Source organism: Streptomyces sp. Je 1-369 (assembly GCF_026810505.1).
Taxonomy (GTDB): domain Bacteria; phylum Actinomycetota; class Actinomycetes; order Streptomycetales; family Streptomycetaceae; genus Streptomyces.
Map to the genome: position 1 here is coordinate 2,561,219 of NZ_CP101750.1, position 23,042 is coordinate 2,584,260.

Below are 23,042 nucleotides of genomic sequence, written 5' to 3' on the forward strand. Positions count from 1 at the left end.
AGGTGTCCAAAGAGCTCGTGGCGGACGTGATCCAGAATCCCTCGCTCGACTTCACTGCGCTTCCGCCGCGTCAGCGTCGTCCGGAGAGCCCGGCCCGTACGAAGGAACCGCTCGACCTGGTCGTGATGCTCCGTCAGCACGGCGCGCTGCTGCACATATCCGCCATCATCCCCGGGCAGCGCACCCCGAAGAACGGAACAGCGCACGCCTATCTCACCGTCACCGCCGACGACATCCTGCAGAAGGCGGCGCGGCTGCGCACGGTCTGGCGCGACCGGCTGGTGCACCACCAGCCGTGCGACGCCGACGGGATGCCGCTGGGCGGCCATCCGTTCAGCGACACGGTCGACCTGTCCGCCCACGCCAAACCCTCGCAGCAGCTGACGGACGATCTCGCCGACGAAGGACAGCATCTCCTCGAAGCGTTGCTCTCGGGCACGGACGAGCAGATGTCCACCTTCCGGGCCTTCCTGCTCGGCGTGCTCGCCGGTGAGGAAGGGCTGCGCATCACCTTCGACTCGGACCTGCACCTGCCCTGGCCGATGCTCGCCGTGGAGCTGCCCGCCGGCGCCGATCCGCGGCACGGCTTCCTCGGCTACCGGCATCAGATCGAGCAGACGGGCGCGTCGGCCTATCCGGCCGCCGCCCCGGCAGCCGCCCTCGGTCGGCAGCTTCCCGCGACGAGTCTCAACACGGACTCCACGCTCGACAACGTCGGCCGGGCCGCCGACGTCCGCAAGCTGCTGGAGGAGCGGTCCCACCTGGTCATACGCACCGAGTCCGAGACCCTTCTCGAAGATCTCGCCGCTCCTCTGCTCAACGACGACGTCATGTACTTCTGGTGCCACGGCGCCTTCGTCGACAACGGGTCGCCCCACCCGCACCTCGCGGTCCGGCTCTCCGACGACCGGCCCATTGACGCCGACCTGGTCATGCGCAAACGCCGTCGGCACCGGGGCTCCGCCGACGCGGTCTTCCACCCCTTCGTCCTGCTCAACGCCTGCCACACCGGTCAGACCGCGCCGGGGCCGGGGCTCAAGCACCTCGGCGGGGTGCTGGTGAACCTGGGGGCGGACGGGGTCCTCGGGCCGCAGATCGAGATACCTCAACTCTTCGCCTCCGAGTACGCCTTCGCCTTCCTGGACCACTATCTCGGCGGCGACAGTACGGCCGGTGAGATCGCGATGGCGCTCGCCCGCGAGTACACCGACCGCTTCCACAATCCGCTGGCGCTGGCCTACTCGCTGTACTGCGGCATCGACAGCAGGCTGGAGATCTCCCTGTGACGGCGAAGCCGTTGAAGCGGCGCACGTCGTCCGGGAAGGTCCGCGACAGCGCACCCGTCTCCACGACCGTCGTCCGGCTCGACGAACAGGGACGGCTCTGCGCACCCGGTTCCGACGCCCCCGTCCGTCCCGACCGGCTCTCCGAACACCTCGGTCGCGTGCTCCGCGTCCCCGACCGGGCGACCGACATCTACGTCTACGTGCACGGCTGGCAGACCGAGCCCGACAGCGCCGTCCGCAGCGCGGGCCGGCTGCTGCGGCAGGCCAGGGAGCTGGCCGCGGCCCGGCCCGAGGCGTACGCCGGTCTGTCCGGCGGCTACCGGCCCTGGTGCGTCGTCGTCTGCTGGCCTTCCTCCAGCCTGCCGTCCCTGGCCGGTTACCGCCGCATCCGCGACCGCGCCCACGCGATGAGCGCGCCGGGAACCGGGCACGCCGCGCACGTCATCGGGCATCTTCTCGGCTATCTGGACAAGAAGCGGGCCGACCCCCGTGACCCCGCCGTGCTGGCCAACCGCCACGGCCAGTACCTGCATCTGGTCGGGCACTCCTTCGGCGGGCGGTTCCTCTGCGAGGCGGTGCAGTGGGCCGCCGACCCGCCCCGCGGGCCGCGGGTGCTCAGCTGGAGCACCGCGGTGGATCCGCTGCGGCCCTTCACGGTGGACAGTGCCCTCGTCTTCCAGATGGCGGCGCCGCGCGACAGCTTCGACGAGATGTTCCCCGCGCTGTTCCCGCGCGCCGGGCGGCCCGCCGCTCCCCTGCGCGGGCCGCTCACCCTGACCCACTCCCGGTGGGACCGCGCCACCGGGTTCTGGCACCTGCGGGCGGAGGCGGCCCCCGGTATCGGTCACTCCGGTGTGGGCAGCGCGCCTGTGCCGCAGCACTCCACCCCTTTGCTGACGGTCGACGAGCCGTACGCACTGGACGTACTCGACCATCGCATCGTCAACGTCGACGCGGGGTGGCGCTACCGCGGCGGGCGGGCGCGGCGGCTCTCCCTGACCGGCGCGCACTCCGACTTCCACCATGCCGAGTCCGCGCACCTGCTGCTCAGCCTGTCCGCCCTCTCGCGGTGACCCGGCAACCCGTCCCTCAGAGGATGACGGGGCGGTAGTGCGTCGTCAGGCGGCCCGTGTCGTCCAGGACGTGGAACGCGACGGCCGGGGGCAGGTCGCTGTGGACGTGGTGGGTCGGGTGGGACTGGGGTTCCCAGGGGAGGCGGAGGGTGGAGACCACTCCGGGGGCCACCAGGAGGGGGCGGTTCGCGAACGTTGTCGCCGCGGGAGTGTGCGCGTGGCCCGCCAGGAACGCCGTGACGTTCGGGTGGCGTGACGTCAGGTCGGCCAGGCGGTCCTCGTCGAACTGGCGGATGCCGTCCACGTAGGGCGTGTTGAGCGGGACCGGCGGGTGGTGGAAGCCGATCAGGACGGGTCGGGTGGGTGGGGTGTCGGCGAGGAGCGCGGACAGCCAGTTCAGGGTTTCGTCGTCCAGGCGTCCGTGGTCCTCGTTCGGCACCGATGTGTCGCAGAGTGCCAGGGTGAAGGTGTCCGTGGCGTGGGCCGTGTTGATCGGGGCCGTGCTCGGGGGCTCGCCCAGCAGGTGTTCGCGGTACGCCGGGCGCGCGTCGTGGTTGCCGGGGCAGGTCAGGAGCGGGTGCCGGGTGGAGAGGAGCTTGCGGGCCGCCTCGTACTCGGACGGGGTCGCGTGGTCGGCGATGTCGCCGGTGGCTATGACGGCGTCCAGTTCGTACGGGAGGCTGTTCAGGTACTCCATGACCGCCCGGGTGCGGTCGACGCTGCGTCCGCCGTCCGCCGGGCCGGTGTCGATGTGGGTGTCGCTCAGGTGCGCGATCACGATCATGGCAGGAGCCCTCTTCTGTCTGTCGGTGCCTCGTACGCGGTCAGTCTCCGTTGTCGCGCTGACTTCGCGGAACCATTTACGGCCGCAGGAAGCGCACCGAGGGGCGGCCGCCCTCCGGGACGCCGCCCAGGCCCGCGTTCTCCTCCGGCGTCACCACCGCCCTCACCCCGTACACCTCCGCGATCAGCTTCTCCGTGATGACCTCCGCCGGTGTGCCCGACGCGTACGCCGTGCCCTCCTTGAGGATCAGCAGCTGGTCGCAGAACATCGACGCCAGGTTGAGGTCGTGCAGCGCGATCACGCTGGTGACGGGGAGTTCGGCGACCAGGGACAGCAGGTCCAGCTGGTGCTGGATGTCCAGGTGGTTGGTCGGCTCGTCGAGGAGGAGTTCGCGGGGCTCCTGGGCCAGGGCGCGGGCGATCTGGACGCGCTGGCGTTCGCCGCCGGAGAGCGTGTGCCAGGCCTGGGCGGCGCGTTCGGTGAGTCCGGTGCGGGCGAGGGCCTCGCGTACGGCCCGCTCGTCGTGGGGCGTGGGCGTCGACCAGGCGCGGCGGTGCGGGATGCGGCCGAGGCGTACGACGTCCCGTACGGTCAGTTCGACCTGCGTCGCCGCGTGCTGCTCCACCACGGCGATCCGCCGGGCCACCGCTCGGCGTCCCGTGTCCGACAGGGTGCGGCCGTCCAGGGTGACCACCCCGGACGCCGGGGCCAGGACGCCCGCGAGCAGGCGCAGGAGCGTGGACTTGCCCGATCCGTTGGGGCCGAGGAGCCCGACGGTGGCGCCGGTGGGTGGGGCGAGGCTGACGCCGTCGACGATGAGACGGCCGCCCGCCTCCCTGCTGACCCGGTCCGCTCGCAGGCCCGTGTCGACGGTGCTCGGAGAGGTCACGTCGTCCTCCTCGTCCTGTACAGCACCGCCACGAACGCCGGTACGCCGATGAGTGACGTCACCACGCCGACCGGGACCTCCTGCGGGTCGAGCGCCGTGCGGGCCAGCGTGTCCACCCAGACCAGGAAGACCGCTCCCGCGAGCGCCGTGACCGGGAGGAGCCTGGCGTGCCCGGAGCCGACGACCGCGCGGGCCGCGTGCGGCAGGACAAGGCCGACGAAGCCGATGGCGCCCGCCGAGCTGACCAGGGCCGCCGTGAGCAGCGCCGTCGTGCAGAGCAGGACGAGCCGGGTGCGGGCCACCCGGACGCCGAGCGCCGCCGCGGCCTCCGGGCCGAACGCGAAGGCGTCGAGCGTACGGGCGTGGCCGAGGCAGACGACCAGCGCGGCCACGAGCACCGCGCCGCACAGCCACACGTCGGTCCAGCCGACTCCGCTGAGCGAGCCGAGGAGCCAGAACAGCACGCCGCGTGTCGTCTCCGCGTCGCCCGCCGTGAGGACGACGAACGACGTGAGCGCGGAGAAGAGCTGCATGGCCGCGACGCCCGACAGCACGACACGGTCCGTGGTGTCGCCGAGGGTGTGGCTGAGGAGCAGGACGAGTGCGAAGGAGCAGAGCGCGCCCGCGAAGGCGCCCGCGGAGACGGACACCACTCCCCCGCCGACGCCGAGGACGACGACCGCGACCGCTCCCGTGGACGCCCCGGACGACACCCCGAGCACGAAGGGGTCGGCGAGCGGGTTGCGGAGCAGGGACTGCATGACCGCCCCGCAGACCGCGAGGCCCGCGCCGCAGACGGCGGCGAGCACGGTGCGCGGCATCCGCAGGTTCCAGACGATGCCGTCCCTGATCGGGGTGAGCGGGCTGTCGCCCCAGCCGAGGTGGGCCGCGACGGTCGACCACACGTCGGGCACGGAGATGTCCGCGGGGCCGATGGTGACGGCCACGGAGACGGAGAGGACGAGCGCGGCGACCCCGGCGAGCCACAGCAGCGCCTGCCGCACGCGGGCGACCTCCGTCACTTGACCAGCCCGAACTTCCGCAGACCCGCCGCTACTTGCTCGATGCCGTCGACCGTGCGGATCGTGGGGTTCATGGCCTGGCCGCTGAGCAGGACGTACCGCTTCTTCTTCACGGCCGTCAGGTTCTTGGTCGCCGGGTTGGTCTCCAGGAACTTGATCTTCGCCGCGGCGCTCTCCGCGGACTGCGACTTGCGGGTGAGGTCACCGATGACGAGGACGTCGGGGTCGCGGTCGGCGACGGTCTCCCAGTTGATCTGGGGCCATTCCTCGTGGGTGTCGTCGAAGACGTTCTTCGCGCCGAGTTCGCGGGTGATGATGCCGGGGGCGCCGCAGCAGCCCGCCAGGTACGGGGCGTCGGAGTTGGCGAACCAGTACAGGAGCGTGGCGTCGGAGGCGTCGATGTCCTCGGTCGCCTTCGTGACGCGGCTCTTGAGGTCGGCGACCAGCCGTTCGCCGCGCTTCTCGACGTGGAAGACCTTCGCCAGGTCGCGCACCTCGCCGTAGACGGTGTCCATGGTGAGGGTCTTGACGCGCTTGCCGTCGCCGCCGCCGTCGTTGTCCTTGCCCGCGCAGTCGCTGGGCGAGACATAGACCGGGACGTTGAGCTCGTCGAACTTCGCGCGGTCGGCGACGCCTCCCTTGCCGACCGTGTAGAGGAAGGACGCGCTGACGAAGTCCGGCTCCTTGGAGAGGACCTTCTCCAGCGACGGGTAGCGGTCGGCGAGCCGCTCGACCTTCGCGTTCTCCTTCTCCAGGTTCTTCGGTACCGGGTCGGTCCAGGTACCGGTGCCCACCATGCGGTCGGCGAGGCCGAGGGAGAGGAGGATCTCCGTGGAGCCCTGGTCGAGGGAGACGGCGCGCTGCGGCGGTGCCGGGACCTTCGCGTCCTTGCCGCAGGAGGTGACCGTGACCGGGAAGCCTTCGGCGCTCTTGTCCGCCTTGTCCGCCTTGTCAGCCTTGTCGGTGGACTCCCCGGTCTTCTCCGTGGAGCCGCCGCACGCGGTGAGCGCGAACAGGCAGGCGCAGAGGAGGGCGGATATACGGGCTGTCGAGGACACGTGATCCCTTGAGTGTCACGGCTCATACGCGGAGCCTGGCCTGCGTCGGACCCCCGCCGCCGGGTGGGCGGCCGGAGGGCGCCAGCAGGTCTTCGGACTCGGGGATCGGCCGGGCGGGGCGCCTTCCCGGGCGTCTCGCGACACCCAGTGGCCGTGGCCCCGCCCGTCCCCCTCACCGCTGCGCGTCAGTTCCGGATTCGCACCGGATTCCCTGGCCCAGGTGTGGGTTTGACTGGCTTGCGCAAGTTATCACGCGGCTTGATGGGCCCGGCCCGCCGCCTTACGGGCCGGGCGTGGACGTCGGCGCGGGCCGCGGCTCACCCCGGTACGTACCGAAGGACCAGCGGTTGCCCTCCGGGTCCTCGATGCCGAATTCGCGGCTTCCGTAGGGCTTGTCCTCGATCTCACCGGTGACCTTCACGCCGGCCTCCACGAGTCGTCGGTACAGGTCGTCCACGTGGTCGGTGACGACGTAGGCGCCCGCACCGCCGGGCCTGCCGCAGGTGGCCTCGTCGGCCGGGTCGTACGAGCCGAGCATGACGCCGCCGCCCTCGGGCCAGTCGAGCTGGGCGTGGGCGACGCGGCCCTCGTCCTCATAGACGGCGGTCCGCAGGAAGCCGACGGTGCCGACGAGGAAGTCGATCAGGGCGGGGGCGTCCTGCGCCCGGAGGCCCGGCCAGATCGCCGGGGCGGGCGTGCTGAGCTGCTGTTCTGTCGTGGTGTTCCGGTTGGTGTCCATGCCTCTACTCTTCGCTCCTGGCGTGCGCCCCGGCTTGGATATTCCGGCACTCTTCGGCCAGCCAGCGGGTGGGGGTCTCGCCGGTGTACTGCCGGAAGTCGCGTACGAGGTGGGAGTGGTCGTAGTACCCGGTGTCGGCCGCGACCCCGGCCAGGTCCGGCGGGGCGCCCGCCGCGACGGCGCGGGTCACGGTGGCCTTGGCGTGCTGGAAGCGCATCAGGCGGGCGGCCTGTTTGGGGGTGAGTCCCGTCTCGGCGCGGAACAGCGCGGTCATCCTGCGTTCGCTGAGCGCGACGTGCCGGGAGAGGCCGCCGAGGGTGCCCGCGCCCCGGTGCCTGGCCAGCCACGCCCATGCCTCCGCGACCTCGGGGCGGACGGATCCGGCGGCGCGGTCCGTAGCCGCGCGCCGCCTCAGATAGGCCGACAGGAGGGCGAAGCGGTCCTCCCAGCGGTCCAGCTCGCACAGCCGCTCGCGGATCTCCGCGGCCGGGTCGCCGAGCACGTCCGTGCCGCCGACGACGAGCTGCCCGGTGAGCCCGGCGGCGGGCAGGCCGAGGAGGGCGCGGGCCGCGAGGGGATGCACGGCGAGCTGGATGCCCGCCTCGTGCTCGGGCTGGACGACGTACGCGGGGCTCTGGTGCAGGCCGCCCACGATGATGTCGGTGCGCGTCGCGTCCGGTCCCGTCGCCCGGTCCGGGGTGCTGCCGGTGGCGATGGTCCCGTCCAGGGAGAAGATCACCGTCAGATACGGCGAAGGGAGCCCCCGGTGCAGCCCTGGCCGCTGCCCCGCGGTGCGGTAGCCGACCGCGGAGACGACCATGCCGTCGAGCCGTGGAGCGGCGCGGACGAACTCACGGGAGTCCATGGGCCCAGTATGCGCGGAACCCCTCCATTACCCCTGTTCACCCGCCCCATGCCACCGCGCCACGGTGACTTCGATCATGGGAAATGTGGGTGCCGCCCCATAGCATTGCGCGCCGCTCCGGTCGGGGCGCACATCGCTCGCAGGGAACGGCAGGGACGTAGAGACATGGCAGTACGGGCAAAGAGCAAGCTGGCCGTCATCGGCACCACGGGCGCGCTGGCCGCCGCCGTCCTCGCGGGCGGCGCCCTGTGGCCGACGGAGGAGGCGAGCGCCGCCGACACCTCGGCGGCCACCGCCCGGGAGCTGTCCCACTGGCCGAAGCCCGTCGCGAAGCAGCTCGGCAAGGTCATCGCGAAGAACGACCACAAGGGCGCGTACGCCGTCTTCGACGCGGACAACACGACGTACCGCAACGACCTGGAGGAGTCGCTGCTGCCCTTCCTCGAGATGAAGGGCGTCCTCACCCGCGAGACCATGGACCCGTCGCTGAAGGTCATCCCCTTCAAGGACAAGGCCGGGCACAAGGAGAGCCTCTACAGCTACTACAACCGGCTGTGCGAGGTCGACGACCAGGTCTGCTACCCGTGGGCCGCGCAGATCTTCTCCGGCTTCACGCTGAAGGAGCTGAAGGGGTACGTCGACGAGCTCCTGGCGTACAAGAAGCCGATCCCCGCCGAGTACTACGAGGCCGGGAAGCTCACGAAGACCGAGGTGAAGCCGCCGGAGTTCTCGCGCGGCATGCGGCAGCTCTACAAGACGCTGCAGGCGCACGGCATCGAGGTGTACGTGGTCAGCGCGGCCAGCGAGGACCTGGTGCGCATGGTGCTCGCCGACCCGAAGTACGGCTACGGCGTGAAGCCGCAGAACGTCATCGGTGTCTCCATGCAGCTGAAGGACCGCAGGACCGGCGAGGTCACCAGCTCCCGCAAGGAGATCGCCGAGGGGCGCTTCGGCGAGAAGGACCGCGCGAAGCTCGCGAAGCGTGAGCTGACGCCGAACCTGTGGGCGCCGCTGACCTGGTACGAGGGCAAGCCCGCGGCGATCAACACGTACATCGACGAGTGGCGGAAGCCGATCCTGGCGGCCGGTGACACGCCGGTCAGCGACGGGCCGATGCTGTTCCACTCCGCCGATGTCGCGCACGGCGGTGTGCGGGTGTGGGTCAACCGCAAGGACTCATACATGAAGCAGCTCGACGGGATGAAGAAGAAGAACGCGGAGCGGCAGCGCGAGCTGGGCCACAAGGTGACCGCCGACAAGCGGTGGCTGACGGTCACGCCGGACCAGATCGGCTGACCGCTCAACACGTGCTCGGCACGTGCTCAGCATGCGTTCAATATGCGTTCAACGTGCGGAAGGCGTCGGCCACTTGGGTGTGGTCGGCGCCGTCCGCGAGCAGGGCGTGCAGGAGCAGTCGGGCCTTCGGCGCGTCCAGCGGCCCGGCGGAGAGCAGGCCGCGCCCGAGCATGTCGTACTCCGAGCCAGGGCCCTTGTACGTCTCGCTGAGCAGCGGGCCCGCGCCCGTGCGGGAGGCGAGGACGACCGGCATACGGGCGGCGAGGTCGGCCAGCGGGTCGACGAGCCACGTGGGGACGTGGCCCGCGCCGAACGCCGCCACGACCAGACCGCCGAACCGTTCGTCGACCGCTTCGAGGAGTTCCCCGCGGTCTCCGAGGGCGAGCGTGACCAGGGCGACCCTGGCCGTACCCCGCAGGCTCAAGGGGCGCTCGGTCACCGGCCGGGCGGGGCGGAGCAGGATGCGCGGCCTGCCTTCGACGACCCGGCCGAGCGGGCCCGCGCCGGGCGACGCGAACGTCGCGACGGACGTGGTGTGGGTCTTCCTCACATGTCGTGCGGCGTGGATCTCGTCGGCGAGTACCGCGACGACGCCGAGTCCCGCGCAGCCGGGGTCGGCCGCGACGGCCACGGCGGCTGCGAGGTTCGCCGGGCCGTCGGCGCCCGGCAGGTCGGGCCGCCGCATCGCCCCGGTCACGACGACGGGGGCGCGGCGCGCACAGGCGAGGTCCAGCAGGAAGGCGGTCTCCTCCAGGGTGTCCGTGCCCTGCACCACGACGACACCGTGCCCCTCGGCCGTCGCCGCGTCGACCCGCCCGGCGAGGTCGGCCACGTCCTCGACGCTCAGGGAGGAGCTGGGCAGCCTGCGCACGTCGTGCGCCTCGACCTCGACGCCGGGCGGCACGGCGCCGAGGGACGCGAGGATCCGGGCGCCGGACAGCCGGGGTGAACTGCCGCCGCCCTGCGCGGAGATGGTGCCGCCGAGGGTGAACACGGACACGGTCGTCGTCGCCATACGCCCCATCTTCCACCTCGGCCCCGGCGGGACGGAGGATGGGTGGCATGACTCAGGACCTCACGACCTCCCCCCACGCCCTCCCCGCGACTCCGTCCCCTTCCACCCTGACCTGCGACGGGGAGACGCTCAGCTGCACCGAGGCACTGCCCGGCGCCGTACGGGCACCGGCGACCACGGTCGTCCTGCTGCACGGTGCGGGCACCGGCAGCAAGGCACGCCTGGCCGCCCTCCAGGGCGACTTCGCGGCACGCGGCTGCCGGGCGCTGGCGCTCGACTTCTCCGGGCACGGCGAAAGCACGGGCTCCACAAGGGAGTTGAGTCTCGCGCGACGGTACGCGCAGGCGGTCGCCGTGGTCGAGGAGCGGGTGCCCGCCTCCGACGACCTGATCCTCGTCGGGTTCAGCATGAGCGGGCAGACCGTGGCGGACCTGGTGGCGCACTTCGGCCCGCGGGTCACGGGCATCGGCCTGTGCGCGCCCGCCGTGTACGCGAACGAGGCGTGGCCGCTGCCCTTCGGTGACGGGAACGGCCGCTTCACCGAGATCATCCGCACGCCGGACCGGTGGCGGGACTCGTCCGCGCTGGACGTCTACCGGGGTTTCGGCGGGCGGGCGGTGCTCGTGGTGCCGGGCACGGACGCGGTGATCCCGCCGTCGGTCACGGCGGCCGTCACCGAGGCGCTGGCCGCGCGCGCTCGGTTCACACGGCTCGAACTGCGCGACGCCGACCACATGTTGGGGTCCTGGCTGCGGGACCACGCGGCGGACCGGCGACGGTTGGTGAACGCACTGCTCGACTGAGGGCGAGGGCCGAGGGCCGCCTGCCCTCACCTCCCCCGGCCGTCCAGACGCCGGAGGTCGCCGTGATCGTGGTGGGTGGCCAGTGCCAGGGGGCGTGGGGGCTTGTCGCTCGTCCATGCGGCCACCCACTTGGCCAGCGGGGCGCCCGCCCGGGCCCACGCGAAGTGGTCGAGGGGGGCGTCCGCCTCCTGGGCCGTGTAGTGGCGGCGGGTCAGGCGCGCCTCCGGGACCTTGCCGAGCAGGTGGTCCAGGGACGAGGCGGGGGCGTAGGTGTCGTCGTCGACGGAGACCGCGAGGACGGGCAGGGTCAGCGTGGCGAGCGCCGCTTCGTAGTCGAGGGCGGAGCCCGTGGCGCTGTATCGGCCCGTCCGCACCTGTCGCGCCCAGTCGCGCATGACGCCCTTGGGCTGGTTGCCGCCGAACCCGAGCCGGGTGCCGGGCCAGCGGCCGAGCACGGTCGCCGTGCCGCCGATCAGCAGCTGCACCAGGAGCAGTCCCGCACCGCGCAGCGGGCCGAACGCACGGAACCAGACCGAGCCCGTGGCGACCACCGCCACCCCGTCCACGTCGGGGCGTCGCGCCGACGCCGCGTACACGAGGCCGAGCTGGCCGCCGAGGCTGTGGCCGAGCAGGAACAGGGGCGGTTCCGTGCCCAGTTCGTCGCGGATCGCCGCCACGACCGCGGGGAGGTCCTCCTCGACGATCGCCCGGTACCCGTGTCCCGGCGCGCCGCGCCCCGCCGCGGACGACGTCGCCTCGCCCTGCCCGCGCAGGTCGACGGTGAGCACCGTGAGGCCCTCGTCATGGAGTTGGCGCGCGAAGCGGCGGTAGAAGCGGGCGGGGACGCCCATCGCGGGGAGTATCAGCACCACGGGGGCCGGGGGCGGGCCCGGCGCGGGGCCCGAGCCGGACGGCAGGAAGCGTTCCGGCTCGGGAGAGCAGAGCGCACGCACGGGAAGCCGCGTGCCGTCGGGGAGTTCGGCGGTCGTCAGGAGCGGCAGTTCGCCGACGGGTTCCTGCTGGGTCATGTGGCTCAGCATGTCCCATCGCACACGTGAACGCACGGGATCGCGCGCGGAAACGGGCACCTGGAGGCCAATTCCCTCCAGGTGGCCCGCAGTTGCCTCAGCGGCTGTACCGCATGAGGGCCCGCACCATGTGACAGGTGATGTCGGACGGCGGATGGATCCCGACATCCTCCGCCATGCGCCGGATCGTGCTGTTCTTCGCCTGGTTCGGCAGATGGACGCCCGAGTCGAGCAGGGCTATGGCCAGCCGCATGGCCTTCAGTCGGCGGTTGTGGTTGACGTACCACTCGCGCGGGCGCCCGGCGGGCAGCGCCTTCTTCTCCAGTGGTACGTACGGCAGGTCGATCAGGACGGGCTGGGAAACGGACTTGGACACACGCTTCGTTGTGAGTGCGGCAGCGGGCACAGGCATCCTCCTGTCGCGGTCAGGACCCCCGTCGGGCGCCCTCGAACACTACTGTGATTCTACTGCGCGGCACTGACAATCGCCGCTGGCCAGACCGGCTTTGAGGTAATCGAACAAACCTCTGCCGAGCGGCCTGCGACGGGTGGTTCGCAGGTAGCGTGTGGGCATGGAGATCTGGATCAACCCCGCCTGCTCGAAGTGCCGCAGCGCGCTCACGCTGCTCGACGCGGAGGGCGCCGACTACACGGTGCGGCGCTACCTCGACGACGTACCCACCGAGGACGAGATCCGTGCCGTCCTCGACCGGCTCGGCCTCGAACCCTGGGACATCACCCGCACCCAGGAGCAGGCCGCCAAGGACCTGAACCTCAAGGACGCCGAGGCCTGGCCGCGCGACGCCGCGGGCCGCGACCGCTGGATCAAGGCCCTCTCCGACCACCCGAAGCTGATCCAGCGCCCGATCATCACGGCGGACGACGGCACGGCGGTCGTGGGCCGCACGGAGGAGGCGGTGCGGGACGCGCTCTCGCGCTGAGCACCCGGAGGCACAGTCGCCCGCCGACCGATGGCTCAACTCCGGCAAACCGTTACATACCCCCGCCTAGCGTGGAGTGCTCCAGACACCGAGAGGAGCGCGCCGTGCGGAACTGGATGTCCGGGGGCGTATACGGAACGGTCCTCGCGAGCGCGCTGCTCGCGGCGCTGCAGTCGCAGGGGGACACCTACACGCCCTACTACGACGCGTCCTGGGTGATGGTGACCGCAGGCACGGCCGCCCTCGCCCACGGCTACGCGCACCACATGTCGACGCACCGGCCGGGCCGCGGTACGCACCGCTGGCGTCAGCTCGGCTGGGCGCTCGTCGACGAGTGGCCGGTGATCGTCGCGTGCTGGCCGACCGTGCTGCTGCTCGTCCTCGCCGGCGCCTTCGGCTGGCCCGAGAGCCGCGTGACGTACGGCGGACTGCTCCTGAACGCGGCCCTCCTCTTCGCCTGGGGCACCGTGGCCGCCGCGCGGGTCGGCTACCGGCGGCGTTCGGCCGTGCTGATCGGCGGCGCCGACGCGACGATCGGGCTCGCGATAGCGGCCGCCAACGCGGTCATCAAGTGACGCACGATCGTGACGTGAGCCACACTCACCCCAGGTAACACGGGGTTCACATAAGAGCAACGGCAGGGAAATCGCCGGTTGCCAGTCTTCCGGTCATCACCACGGCACCGCAGCACCCGCACGTTCTGCGCCGTACCGAGCGTTATGAGGATGAGGCCCCGTGACCTTCAAGGCTGAGTACATCTGGATCGACGGCACCGCGCCGACCGCCAAGCTCCGTTCCAAGACGAAGATCCTTGCGGACGACGCGAAGGGCGCCGAGCTGCCGCTCTGGGGCTTCGACGGATCCAGCACGAACCAGGCCAAGGGCCACGCCTCCGACCGCGTCCTCAAGCCGGTCTTCACCTGCCCGGACCCGATCCGCGGCGGCGCGGACGTACTCGTCCTGTGCGAGGTCCTCAACACGGACATGACGCCGCACGAGTCCAACACCCGCGCCGAACTGGCCGAGGTCGAGGCCCGCTTCACCGCGCAGGAGCCGATCTTCGGCATCGAGCAGGAGTACACGTTCTTCGAGGGCGACCGCCCGCTCGGCTTCCCCGTCGGCGGCTTCCCCGCCGCGCAGGGCGGCTACTACTGCGGTGTCGGCTCGGACGAGATCTTCGGCCGTGACGTCGTCGAGGCGCACCTGGAGCACTGCCTCGCGGCGGGTCTCGGCATCTCCGGCATCAACGCCGAGGTCATGCCCGGCCAGTGGGAGTTCCAGGTCGGCCCGCTCGCCCCGCTGGAGGTCTCCGACCAGCTGTGGATCGCCCGCTGGCTGCTCTACCGCACCGCCGAGGACTTCAAGGTGTCGGCCACGCTCGACCCGAAGCCGGTCAAGGGCGACTGGAACGGCGCGGGCGCGCACACCAACTTCTCCACCAAGGCGATGCGTGAGGGCTACGCGCCGATCATCACCGCCTGCGAGTCCCTCGGCGAGGGCTCCAAGCCGCTGGACCACGTCAAGAACTACGGCGCGGGCATCGACGACCGCCTCACCGGTCTGCACGAGACCGCGCCCTGGGACGAGTACAAGTACGGCGTCTCCGACCGCGGCGCCTCGGTCCGCATCCCGTGGCAGGTCGAGGTGGAGCAGAAGGGCTACATCGAGGACCGCCGCCCCAACGCGAACGTCGACCCGTACGTCGTGACGCGGCTCCTCGTCGACACGTGCTGCACCGCGCTGGAGAAGGCCGGCCAGGTCTGATCCCGGACCCGTCACCGAAGGGTCGCCCGCCATTACGGTGGGCGACCCTCTCTTCATCTGATTCAATGGAGCCATGGGCAGCCACCAGATCACCGCGACGGGTCGTCATGACCTCGAGCCCTTCTGGCCCTCCCGTCAGCACCACGACTTCGACCGGGTGTGTTGCCGCGCGACGAACGCGCGGGCCCTCTAAAGCCGTTCACCCGGCCTTCGCCTGACGCGCACGACGTACGTCTCGTTCTCGACGTTTCCCTCTTCGCGCGAAAGAGCTGACATCCCATGGCGAACTCCCGTTCCTTCACCGCCTCCGCTCCCTCCACCCTCACCCCTCCCCCGGTGCCCGGCCGCGGCCGACTGCGAGCCGTCGCGCCCGACGAGGTGGTGCAGATCAGCGACTTCCTGCCGCCGGGCGCCACCTGGCTGCCCGCGCCGCAGCACACCCTGCCGACCCTGCCGGGCCAGCCCCCGATGGTCGGCTACCTCGTCCTCGTACCGGCAGGCCAGGAGCCCGTGACCGCCGCCGCCACCGCCACCGCCGAACCCGTACTGCCCGTAGCGCCGCACGCCCCCGCACCCACCCCCGGCCCCATCAGGATCGACGCCGTGCGGCGCGCCGCCGAGGTCGAAGGCCGCGTCCTCGACCTCACGTACCTGGAGTTCGAGCTCCTCGCCCACCTCGTCGCGCACCCCCACCGGGTGCACACCCGCGACCAGTTGGTGACGACGGTGTGGGGGTACGGACACGTGGGCGACGGCCGTACCGTCGACGTGCACGTCGCGCGGCTGCGCCGCAAGCTGGGCGCCGAACACCGCAGGACGATCCAGACGGTGCGCCGCGTCGGCTACAAGTACGCACCCCCGACCACCCGCTGAGCTGCGGTTCCGCGCTCTGCCCCGAGCAGAAACCGGTTCACAGGACCGGGGTCGCCGGGGCAGAGTCACCGCCATGAGACTTCTGATGCTTGGCGGTACCGAGTTCGTGGGGCGCGCGGTCACCGAGGCGGCCCTCGCCCGGGGCTGGGACGTGACGGTCTTCCACCGCGGTCACCACGCTCCGCCCGAGGGGGCCCACGCCCTGCACGGCGACCGCACCGCCGAGGGCGGCCTCGACGCGCTGGCCGACGGCGAGTGGGACGTGGTGGTCGACACCTGGTCGGCGGCGCCGCGGGTGGTGCGGGACGCGGCCCGGCTCCTCGCGGGGCGCGCGGGGCGGTACGTGTACGTCTCCAGCGCCTCCGTGTACCGCTACCCGGGCGAGGCGGGATCCGACGAGAGCTTCCCCGTGGTGGACGGCGACCCGGACGCGGACGCGACCGCCTACGCGGAGGACAAGCGGGGCGGCGAACTCGCCGCGGTCGCCGCGTTCGGGGAGGAGCGGACGGTACTCGCGCGGGCCGGTCTCATCCTCGGTCCGTACGAGAACATCGGGCGGCTGCCGTGGTGGCTGAACCGGGTGGCGCGCGGCGGGCCGGTCCTCGCCCCAGGGCCGCGGGACCTCGACATCCAGTACGTCGACGTGCGGGACCTCGCCGAATGGGTCCTCGACGCGGCGGCCGACGGGCTGCACGGCGCGTACAACCTGGTGAGCCCCATGGGGCGGATCACGATGGGCGAGCTCCTCGACGCGTGCGTGGAGGTGGCGGGCCCGGAGGCGGCGCTCCGCTGGACGGAGCCGCAGGTGGTGCTCGACGCCGGGATCGAGCAGTGGTCGGAGCTGCCGGTGTGGCTGGCGCCGGGTGAGCTGCACGACACGATGCACCGGACGTCGTCGGAGAAGGCGGTCGCCGCGGGGCTGGGGACCCGGCCCGCCGCAGAGACGGTGCGCGACACGTGGGAGTGGCTGCGGTCCATCGGCGGCTCGGCGCCGCAGCGGCCCGACCGGCCGGTAGTCGGGCTCGCCCCCGAGAAGGAGGCGAAGGCGCTCGGTTTGTGAGGCACGGCCTGTGACGTGAACGGCCTGTGTTCCCGGTGCGGGCGATGCCGCGCCGGGAACACAGGCCGTGCCCCGCGAATGTCAACGCCCGCTGGGCACCCGCGTGTTGTACGGCCCGGCCTGCGGCCGCGCGGTCGGCTCCGCGTCCTCGTGGGAGATCTTCGGCAGCCACCGCAGGTACCGCGGCGTGTGCCAGTTGCGCTCACCCAGGAGCGTCATCAGGGACGGCAGCAGGATCATGCGGACCACCGTCGCGTCCAGCAGGACGGCCACGCCCAGGCCCACGCCCATCTGCTGCATGTCCTGCATGGACAGCGTGCCGAACACCGCGAAGACCGCCACCATGATCACGGCCGCGCCCGTGACGGCACCCGCCGTACGCATGATGCCCTCGCGGATCGCCGCGCGGTTGTCCATGCCCCGGTCGCGGGACTCGCGGATCCGGGAGACCACGAACACGTGGTAGTCCATCGAGAGACCGAAGAGGACGACGAGGACGAACAGCGGCATCCAGTTCTCGATCGCGCCGACCTTCTCCGAGCCGATCAGCTCCGCGCCCCAGCCGTGCTGGAAGACGGCGGTCATGACGCCGTAGGCGGCGCCCACCGACAGCAGGTTGAGCGCGATCGACGTCACCGCGATGACCACCGAGCGGAAGCTGAAGAGCATCAGGAGGAACGTCACCGCCGTGATGAAGGCGAAGACCGGCACGATGCCCTTGCCGAGCTGGTCGCCGAAGTCCTCGGACGAGGCCAGGTCCCCGCCCACGTACGCCTCGACGTCCATCCCGTCGAAGGCCGCCGGAACCGTGTCGTCCCGCAGCTCGTACAGGGCCTTCTTCGCCTCGGCGTCCGTGCCGTCGCCCGGCAGCGGCACCGCGATCTCGGCGACGCCCGACGCCTTGTGCACGGTGAGTTCGGCGCCGTCACCGGCCTTGCGGGTCAGCGAGTCGAGCGCGTCCCGTACGGGCTGCGCGGCGATGTCGCCGGCGTTGTCGGCCTTGACGACCACGCGGGCCGGGGCGGGCCCGCCGGGGAACTCCTCGGTGATCTTCTGGTACGCGACGGACAGCGGCGCGTCGGAGCCGAACTGCTTCTCCAGACCCAGCTGTTCGGTCTTCATGCCGAGCGCGGGCGCGGCGAGGGCGAGCAGCAGGACCGCCGCGCCGACGGCGAAGAACTTGGGACGGGCGAGGACGGGCCGCAGCACCTTGCCCGCCAGACCGCCACTGGCGTGCGCGCCCTTCTTGGACACGCCCTTCTCGGCGCGGCGGTTCAGGAACGGGATGCGGCCGGCGTCGATCCGGTCGCCCATCCCCGCGAGCAGTGCGGGCAGGACGGTGACCGAGCCGAGCATCGCCACGAACACCACGAGGATCGTGGCGACGGCGAAGCCCTTGAAGAGGAGCAGCCCGGACAGGAACATGCCCGCCATGGCGACCATCACAGTGAGGCCGGAGACGAGGACGGCGCGTCCGCTGGTGGCCGCCGCGATCCGCAGGGCCGTCTCCGCGTCCCGTCCCGCCGCGCGCTCGTCCCGCTCCCGACGCAGGTAGAAGAGGCAGTAGTCGACGCCGACCGCGAGGCCCATCAGGAACATCACGGAGTACGTCGTCTCGAACAGGTGCAACTGGTGGCTGGCCAGCGAGAGCAGCCCGAACGCCGCCACGCACGCGGTGAGCGCGAGCCCCACGGGCAGCAGCGCGGCGACCACCGCGCCGAACGCGATCAGGAGGATGCCGAGTGCCAGCGGCACCGCGGTGAACTCGGCCTTCTTCAAGTCGTCGGCGAGCAGGTCGGACAGTTCCTTCTCGGAGCTGGCGTCGCCGAACTGGTGGACGGAGATGCCGCGTCCTGCGCCGTCCTGCCGCGCTTTCGCCACGGCGTCGAGGACCGGCTGGACGCGGTCGGCCGCCTCGTCCGACGGACCCTCGATCTCGAAGCGCAGCAGCGCGTCCTTGCCGTCGGCGGAGGGCAGCGGCGCCTTGAGGCCGCGTACGTCGCCCGTCGCGTCCAGGGCCTTCGAGAGGTCGGCGGCCGCGTCCCGCCACCCGTCGGCGGTCCGCGCGGTGACCATGACGAGCTCACCGGCCGGCTCGTCGATGCCCGCGTCCTTCAGGATCTCGGCGGCACGGCCCGAGTCGCCGACCCCCATCTCTTCGTCGGAGGCGGTGACCGTGCCGGTGGCCCCGCCGATGACCGTGGCCAGGACCACGAAGACCAGCCAGCCGAAGATGGCCGCCTTCCGGTGGTGTGCGCTCCACACACCGAGTCGTGCCGCGAGGTTCCGCCTCATGGCGCTTCGCCCCCATCAAGTCTGCGTGAGTATGCGTCGGATAAGACGTGACTCACGCTAGAAATCGGAGGCCTTGCGCCCCAGCCGCCGAGGCCCCCTCTGTCCGGAGCGCAGGGCGAGGCTCCGGGGTGTCGTCAGGTACACCCCCGCCCGGGTGCGGGACCCAGTGACCCGTACCCCCGTGACCAGGGAGACTGTGACTCAGACAGGCGGCCTGAGGAGAGGGACATCATGGGGACATCACGGGTGGGCAGGGCCGTGATAGCGGGTGCGCGCGGCCTGTATCTGGCGATCGTCTCGCTGGCCGGCGGGATCATCTACTTCGTCAACGCGGTCCTCGCGATCGCCTTCATCCCTCTCGGCATCGGCGTACTCACCACCCCGGTGGTGCTGACCGGCCTGCGCAAGCACGCCAACCTGCGCCGCGCCCAGGCCGGTGCGTGGGCCGACATCCGCATCCCGGTGCCGTACCGCCCCTTCCCGCCGGACATGCGCCGGGGACTCATGGGGCAGGCCGACCGCTGCCAGCTCATGCTGAAGGACCCGGCGACCTGGCGCGATCTGCAGTGGCTGCTCGTCGACATGACCGCGGGCTTCGTCGTCGCGCTGCTGGCACCCTCGCTGCTCCTCTACACGCTGTACGGCTGGGTGCTCGCCTTCGGCGTGTGGGAGCCCATCTACAACGCGGGCGGCGGCGAGTGGTACGGCTTCATCCACGTCACCTCGCAGACCGACGCGAACTACGCGGCCGCGCTCGGCACGGGTCTGCTGGTCGTCGGGCTCCTCGTGAACCCCTGCCTCATCCGCGCCCACTTCGGCCTGGCGCGTACGCTCATCGCCCCCACCACGAGCATGCGTGAGCGCGAACTCGTCCAGCGCGTCGACCACTTGACGGAGACCCGGCACGACGCCGTGGACACGTCGGCCGCAGAGCTGCGCCGCATCGAACGCGACCTGCACGACGGCGCGCAGGCCCGCCTGGTCGCCATGGGCATGGACCTCGGCACCATCGAGGCGATGATCGAGACCGACCCCGCCAAGGCCAAGGAGCTGCTCGGCAAGGCCCGGCAGAACTCCGGCGAGGCGCTCACCGAGCTGCGCGACCTGGTCCGCGGCATCCACCCGCCGGTCCTCGCCGAACGCGGTCTCGGCGACGCCGTCAAGGCCCTCGCGCTGCGGCTCCCCGTCACCACCGAGGTCGACGTGGAGCTGCGCGGCCGGGCCGAGGCGCCGGTCGAGTCGGCGGCGTACTTCGCGGTCAGCGAGACCCTGACGAACGCCATCAAGCACGCGGGTGCCGAGCGCGTCTGGGTCGACATGCACCACGCCGACGGCATGCTGCGCATCGCGGTCACCGACAACGGCAAGGGCGGCGCCACCGTGGGCACCGGATCCGGGCTGAGCGGCATCGAACGCCGACTCGGTACATTCGACGGCGTACTGGCCGTCAGCAGCCCGGTTGGCGGCCCGACCATGGTGACCATGGAGATCCCTTGCGAGTTGTCCTAGCCGAAGACCTCTTCCTGCTCCGTGACGGCCTGGTGCGGATGCTGGAGGCGTTCGACTTCGAGATCGCGGCCGCGGTGGAGAGCGGGCCCGAACTGACGAAGGCGTTGGAGGAGTTGCAGCCGGACGTCGCCGTGGTCGACGTCCGGCTTCCGCCGTCCCACACCGACGAGGGGCTCCAGTGCGCGCTCGCCGCGCGCCGGGCCAAGCCGGGCCTGCCGGTCCTCGTCCTCTCGCAGCACGTGGAGCAGCTGTACGCGCGCGAGCTCCTCGCCGACGGGAACGGCGGCGTCGGCTATCTCCTCAAGGACCGGGTCTTCGACGCGGCACAGTTCATCGACGCCGTGCGCCGGGTCGCGGCGGGCGGCACCGCGATGGACCCGCAGGTCATCCAGCAGCTCCTGTCCCGGCGCTCCGCCGCCGACGAACCGCTGGGCGCGCTCACCCCGCGCGAGCGCGAGGTCCTCGAACTCATGGCGCAGGGCCGGTCGAACGCGGCGATCGCGGCGCAGCTCGTCGTCACCGAGCGGGCCATCGCGAAGCACACGTCCAACATCTTCGGGAAGCTGGACCTGGCGGTCTCCGACGACGACAACCGCCGGGTCCTCGCGGTCCTCGCCTATCTGGACCAGGGTCGCTGAACGCATCGGGTCGCTGATGCGTATGTAGCCCCATGGGACGTACCTCACGAAAACGATCAAGGCTGGCGCGGCGCGTGGTCGCCGCGTCCGCAGCGGTAGTCATGGGCGGCGGCGGCCTGGTCGCCGTGAACGTCTACGCGAACGCCGAGGAAGGCGCGGATCAGCCTCCGCCGCGGAGTGCCGGGCAGCAGGCGTCGACCATCAGCTGTCCGGACGTCGGCAATCAGCTGCCGGAGGTGCCGGACGCCGCACGCGGCGAGGTGGACCGGCAGCTCGCCGATCTGGACAGCCAGATCACGGACGCGTACGGGCAGTTCGAGCAGACCCGGGACAAGGAGTCCCTGCTCGGGCCCCTGGAGGAGAAACGCAGGGAGACCCTGGGCGGCATCTCGGACACGCTGGACCGGTCCGGCGCCCGGCCCGAGGACCTCGGCAGCATGGCGCCCTGCACGGTGCGCGCCGACGACCAGGAACAGGAGCAGGGTCAGGAACAAGAGCAGGGTCAGGAACAAGAGCAAGAACAGGAGCAGGGCCGGTCCACCAACGGGCCCGAAGCCGGGGACTTCGTCGAGATCCGGTCCGTCCGGCCCAACGTCAACCGCCCCCGCAACGGCCGCGACGCCTCGCGCGGCACCTTCACCACCCAGTGCGGGCGCAACGAGAACGGCAAGTTCAACCCGGACAACGTCATCGTCGCGCCCGGCGTGAGCAACGGCGCCCACCACATGCACGACTACGTGGGGAACCAGGCCACGGACGCCTTCTCCGACGACAACGACCTCGCGAACGGGCGGACGAGCTGCCGCAACCAGGGCGACAAGTCGACGTACTACTGGCCCGTCCTGCGCCTGCAGAACGGTGAGGCCGAGGATGACGCACAGGCCGACGGCGGCGGCAAGGACCAGAACGTCGGCGAGATCCAGACACCCGCTTCCGTGTCGCTGAAGTTCGCCGGGAACCCGGTGAGCAAGGTCGTCGCGATGCCGCGCTTCCTGCGCATCATCACCGGCGACGCCAAGGCGTTCACCAACGGCGACGCCAACGCCAACGCGTCGTGGAGCTGCACCGGCTTCGAGAACCGGCAGCTGAAGGAGAAGTATCCGATCTGCCCCGAGGGCAGCAAGGTGGTCCGTACGTTCAACTTCCAGAGCTGCTGGGACGGGCAGAACACCGACAGCGCCAACCACCGCACCCACGTCGCCTTCGCCGACCCGCGGACCGGCGCCTGCCCGGGCGGCTTCCGTGCCGTGCCGCAGCTGGTGCAGCGCATCGTGTACGACGTGCCGCCGGGCCCCGGTTTCGCCGTCGACTCGTTCCCCGAGCAGCTGCACAAGCCGGTCACCGACCACGGCGACTTCATCAACGTCTTCGACGAGCGGCTGATGCGGCGCGTCGCCAAGTGCGTCAACTCCGGTCAGCGCTGCACCTGACCGCGGTCCCCCGTTCGGCCGCGGCGCCGCGCAGAGCCTGTGTCATAACCCCGGTCGGATCAGTGGGCGTCGTCTGGTGCGTGCGATCGCAAGGCGCCGGAGCGTCCTCGTAGCGGAGCTACTAGGGCGGTTCGGCAACGCGGCGAGCGTGCGTGCCAGACGGCGACCACCCGGCCGGGGTTATGACACAGGCTCTCCCCCCTCGTGGTGGCCGTGGTGGTCCCCGCCGTGCCTCCCCGCGGCGTCCACCACGGTCCCGCCGAGGCGGTCGTGCAGCGCCGCGATGTCGTCGGCGGCGCCGACCGCGACCCAGCTGCTGCCGCCGACGAGGTACGTACCCCCGTAGTCGTTCGCCTCGTCGAGCCATTCGGCCTGGCCACGGGCGTTTGTAAAGGTTACGAGCACGTAGCGCCGGGCACCGTTCTGACAGGTGGCCTGGCGCAGTTCCGCCGCGTCCGTCCGGACGTCGGGCCTGCACCCCGCCTCGGCCGCCAGCTGCTCAAGGCTGCCGCTCGCCGTGCGTGGTGTGTCGTCACCCCCCGAGCCGCATCCCGACACCATCATCAGGGCTCCCACAGCCATGCCCGAAAGCGCGTACCGCGCCGCACCGACCGTCCTCATCGTCGTCCCACCAGCCTCTTCCGGCGAGCCGAACCCGCCTGTCTCGTATGCAC

General features: G+C 71.5%; 23 protein-coding genes and 1 riboswitch. Of the genes, 12 read left to right on the forward strand and 11 right to left on the reverse strand.

Annotated elements, in window-relative coordinates; genetic code table 11:
* Window positions 1-2: 2 nt before the first annotated feature.
* Both NOO62_RS11720 and NOO62_RS11725 read left to right on the forward strand, forming a co-directional pair.
* A complete protein-coding gene (locus NOO62_RS11720; protein ID WP_268770825.1) occupies window positions 3-1,286 on the forward strand; it encodes a CHAT domain-containing protein in 1,284 nt (427 codons plus the stop codon).
* The gene (locus tag NOO62_RS11725) at window positions 1,283-2,359 is read left to right on the forward strand and encodes a hypothetical protein (RefSeq protein WP_268770826.1); all 1,077 of its coding nucleotides are present in this window, start codon (window positions 1,283-1,285) and stop codon (window positions 2,357-2,359) included. Before NOO62_RS11720 ends, NOO62_RS11725 begins: the two co-directional genes overlap by 4 nt.
* A gap of 16 nt (window positions 2,360-2,375) precedes the next feature.
* On the opposite strand, the gene NOO62_RS11730 is transcribed toward NOO62_RS11725, so the two are convergent.
* The 6 genes from NOO62_RS11730 to NOO62_RS11755 form a co-directional block, all read right to left on the reverse strand.
* Window positions 2,376-3,143 (reverse strand): metallophosphoesterase, encoded by a 768-nt coding sequence (locus NOO62_RS11730; protein WP_268770827.1) that lies wholly within the window; start codon window positions 3,141-3,143, stop codon window positions 2,376-2,378.
* 76 nt (window positions 3,144-3,219) lie between these two features.
* Window positions 3,220-4,032, reverse strand: a complete 813-nt coding sequence (locus NOO62_RS11735; RefSeq protein WP_268770828.1) for an ABC transporter ATP-binding protein — start codon at window positions 4,030-4,032, stop codon at window positions 3,220-3,222.
* Window positions 4,029-5,054, reverse strand: a complete 1,026-nt coding sequence (locus NOO62_RS11740) for a FecCD family ABC transporter permease (protein ID WP_321170567.1) — start codon at window positions 5,052-5,054, stop codon at window positions 4,029-4,031. Before NOO62_RS11740 ends, NOO62_RS11735 begins: the two co-directional genes overlap by 4 nt.
* Entirely contained in the window at window positions 5,051-6,112 is a 1,062-nt protein-coding gene (locus tag NOO62_RS11745; RefSeq protein ID WP_268770829.1) for an ABC transporter substrate-binding protein, read from the reverse strand. The genes NOO62_RS11740 and NOO62_RS11745 overlap by 4 nt, the downstream gene beginning before the upstream one ends.
* A gap of 65 nt (window positions 6,113-6,177) precedes the next feature.
* A riboswitch (cobalamin riboswitch) is annotated at window positions 6,178-6,364 on the reverse strand.
* Window positions 6,365-6,392: 28 nt separating this feature from the next.
* Entirely contained in the window at window positions 6,393-6,851 is a 459-nt protein-coding gene (locus NOO62_RS11750) for a VOC family protein (RefSeq protein WP_268770830.1), read from the reverse strand.
* Window positions 6,852-6,855: 4 nt separating this feature from the next.
* Window positions 6,856-7,716, reverse strand: coding sequence for a helix-turn-helix domain-containing protein (locus NOO62_RS11755; RefSeq protein ID WP_268770832.1), 861 nt, complete (start codon window positions 7,714-7,716; stop codon window positions 6,856-6,858).
* Between the two features lie 165 nt (window positions 7,717-7,881).
* Between NOO62_RS11755 and NOO62_RS11760 the strand changes: the two genes are divergently transcribed.
* Entirely contained in the window at window positions 7,882-9,012 is a 1,131-nt protein-coding gene (locus tag NOO62_RS11760; protein WP_268770833.1) for an HAD family hydrolase, read from the forward strand.
* A 37-nt stretch (window positions 9,013-9,049) separates the two neighbouring features.
* Here NOO62_RS11760 and NOO62_RS11765 read toward each other — a convergent pair whose 3' ends face one another.
* Window positions 9,050-10,027, reverse strand: a complete 978-nt coding sequence (locus NOO62_RS11765; protein WP_268770834.1) for an asparaginase — start codon at window positions 10,025-10,027, stop codon at window positions 9,050-9,052.
* 47 nt (window positions 10,028-10,074) lie between these two features.
* On the opposite strand from NOO62_RS11765, the gene NOO62_RS11770 reads away from it, so the two are divergent.
* Window positions 10,075-10,830 carry an alpha/beta hydrolase gene (locus tag NOO62_RS11770; RefSeq protein WP_268770835.1) on the forward strand — a complete coding sequence of 252 codons (756 nt, stop codon included), beginning with the start codon at window positions 10,075-10,077 and terminating at the stop codon, window positions 10,828-10,830.
* Window positions 10,831-10,856: 26 nt separating this feature from the next.
* Here the strand turns inward: NOO62_RS11770 and NOO62_RS11775 are convergent, their stop codons facing one another.
* Window positions 10,857-11,858 carry an alpha/beta fold hydrolase gene (locus NOO62_RS11775; protein ID WP_268770836.1) on the reverse strand — a complete coding sequence of 334 codons (1,002 nt, stop codon included), beginning with the start codon at window positions 11,856-11,858 and terminating at the stop codon, window positions 10,857-10,859.
* A 97-nt stretch (window positions 11,859-11,955) separates the two neighbouring features.
* Window positions 11,956-12,264 carry a hypothetical protein gene (locus tag NOO62_RS11780; RefSeq protein WP_268770837.1) on the reverse strand — a complete coding sequence of 103 codons (309 nt, stop codon included), beginning with the start codon at window positions 12,262-12,264 and terminating at the stop codon, window positions 11,956-11,958.
* Window positions 12,265-12,430: 166 nt separating this feature from the next.
* Here NOO62_RS11780 and NOO62_RS11785 point away from each other — a divergent pair, with 166 nt between their 5' ends.
* The 5 genes from NOO62_RS11785 to NOO62_RS11805 all read left to right on the forward strand — a co-directional run bounded on the left by NOO62_RS11785 (window position 12,431) and on the right by NOO62_RS11805 (window position 16,496).
* Window positions 12,431-12,799 carry an arsenate reductase family protein gene (locus NOO62_RS11785; protein ID WP_268770838.1) on the forward strand — a complete coding sequence of 123 codons (369 nt, stop codon included), beginning with the start codon at window positions 12,431-12,433 and terminating at the stop codon, window positions 12,797-12,799.
* A gap of 104 nt (window positions 12,800-12,903) precedes the next feature.
* The gene (locus NOO62_RS11790; RefSeq protein WP_268770840.1) at window positions 12,904-13,374 is read left to right on the forward strand and encodes a hypothetical protein; all 471 of its coding nucleotides are present in this window, start codon (window positions 12,904-12,906) and stop codon (window positions 13,372-13,374) included.
* Window positions 13,375-13,534: 160 nt separating this feature from the next.
* Entirely contained in the window at window positions 13,535-14,563 is a 1,029-nt protein-coding gene (gene glnII, locus NOO62_RS11795; RefSeq protein ID WP_268770841.1) for a glutamine synthetase, read from the forward strand.
* A 279-nt stretch (window positions 14,564-14,842) separates the two neighbouring features.
* The gene (locus tag NOO62_RS11800) at window positions 14,843-15,436 is read left to right on the forward strand and encodes a winged helix-turn-helix domain-containing protein (protein ID WP_268770842.1); all 594 of its coding nucleotides are present in this window, start codon (window positions 14,843-14,845) and stop codon (window positions 15,434-15,436) included.
* Window positions 15,437-15,509: 73 nt separating this feature from the next.
* The gene (locus tag NOO62_RS11805; protein WP_268770843.1) at window positions 15,510-16,496 is read left to right on the forward strand and encodes an NAD-dependent epimerase/dehydratase family protein; all 987 of its coding nucleotides are present in this window, start codon (window positions 15,510-15,512) and stop codon (window positions 16,494-16,496) included.
* Window positions 16,497-16,577: 81 nt separating this feature from the next.
* Here the strand turns inward: NOO62_RS11805 and NOO62_RS11810 are convergent, their stop codons facing one another.
* On the reverse strand, window positions 16,578-18,791 hold the full coding sequence (locus NOO62_RS11810; protein WP_268770844.1) for an MMPL family transporter: 2,214 nt from the start codon (window positions 18,789-18,791) through the stop codon (window positions 16,578-16,580).
* A 231-nt stretch (window positions 18,792-19,022) separates the two neighbouring features.
* On the opposite strand from NOO62_RS11810, the gene NOO62_RS11815 reads away from it, so the two are divergent.
* From NOO62_RS11815 to NOO62_RS11825, 3 genes are read left to right on the forward strand one after another with little or no spacing between them, the layout of a single operon-like run.
* Window positions 19,023-20,300 carry a sensor histidine kinase gene (locus tag NOO62_RS11815; protein ID WP_268770845.1) on the forward strand — a complete coding sequence of 426 codons (1,278 nt, stop codon included), beginning with the start codon at window positions 19,023-19,025 and terminating at the stop codon, window positions 20,298-20,300.
* Window positions 20,285-20,938, forward strand: a complete 654-nt coding sequence (locus NOO62_RS11820; RefSeq protein ID WP_268770846.1) for a LuxR C-terminal-related transcriptional regulator — start codon at window positions 20,285-20,287, stop codon at window positions 20,936-20,938. The genes NOO62_RS11815 and NOO62_RS11820 overlap by 16 nt, the downstream gene beginning before the upstream one ends.
* Before the next feature lie 32 nt (window positions 20,939-20,970).
* Window positions 20,971-22,368 carry a DUF1996 domain-containing protein gene (locus NOO62_RS11825; protein ID WP_268770847.1) on the forward strand — a complete coding sequence of 466 codons (1,398 nt, stop codon included), beginning with the start codon at window positions 20,971-20,973 and terminating at the stop codon, window positions 22,366-22,368.
* 180 nt (window positions 22,369-22,548) lie between these two features.
* On the opposite strand, the gene NOO62_RS11830 is transcribed toward NOO62_RS11825, so the two are convergent.
* Window positions 22,549-22,950: a hypothetical protein gene (locus NOO62_RS11830; protein ID WP_268770848.1), complete on the reverse strand. Its 402-nt coding sequence runs from the start codon at window positions 22,948-22,950 to the stop codon at window positions 22,549-22,551.
* Window positions 22,951-23,042: the final 92 nt, after the last annotated feature.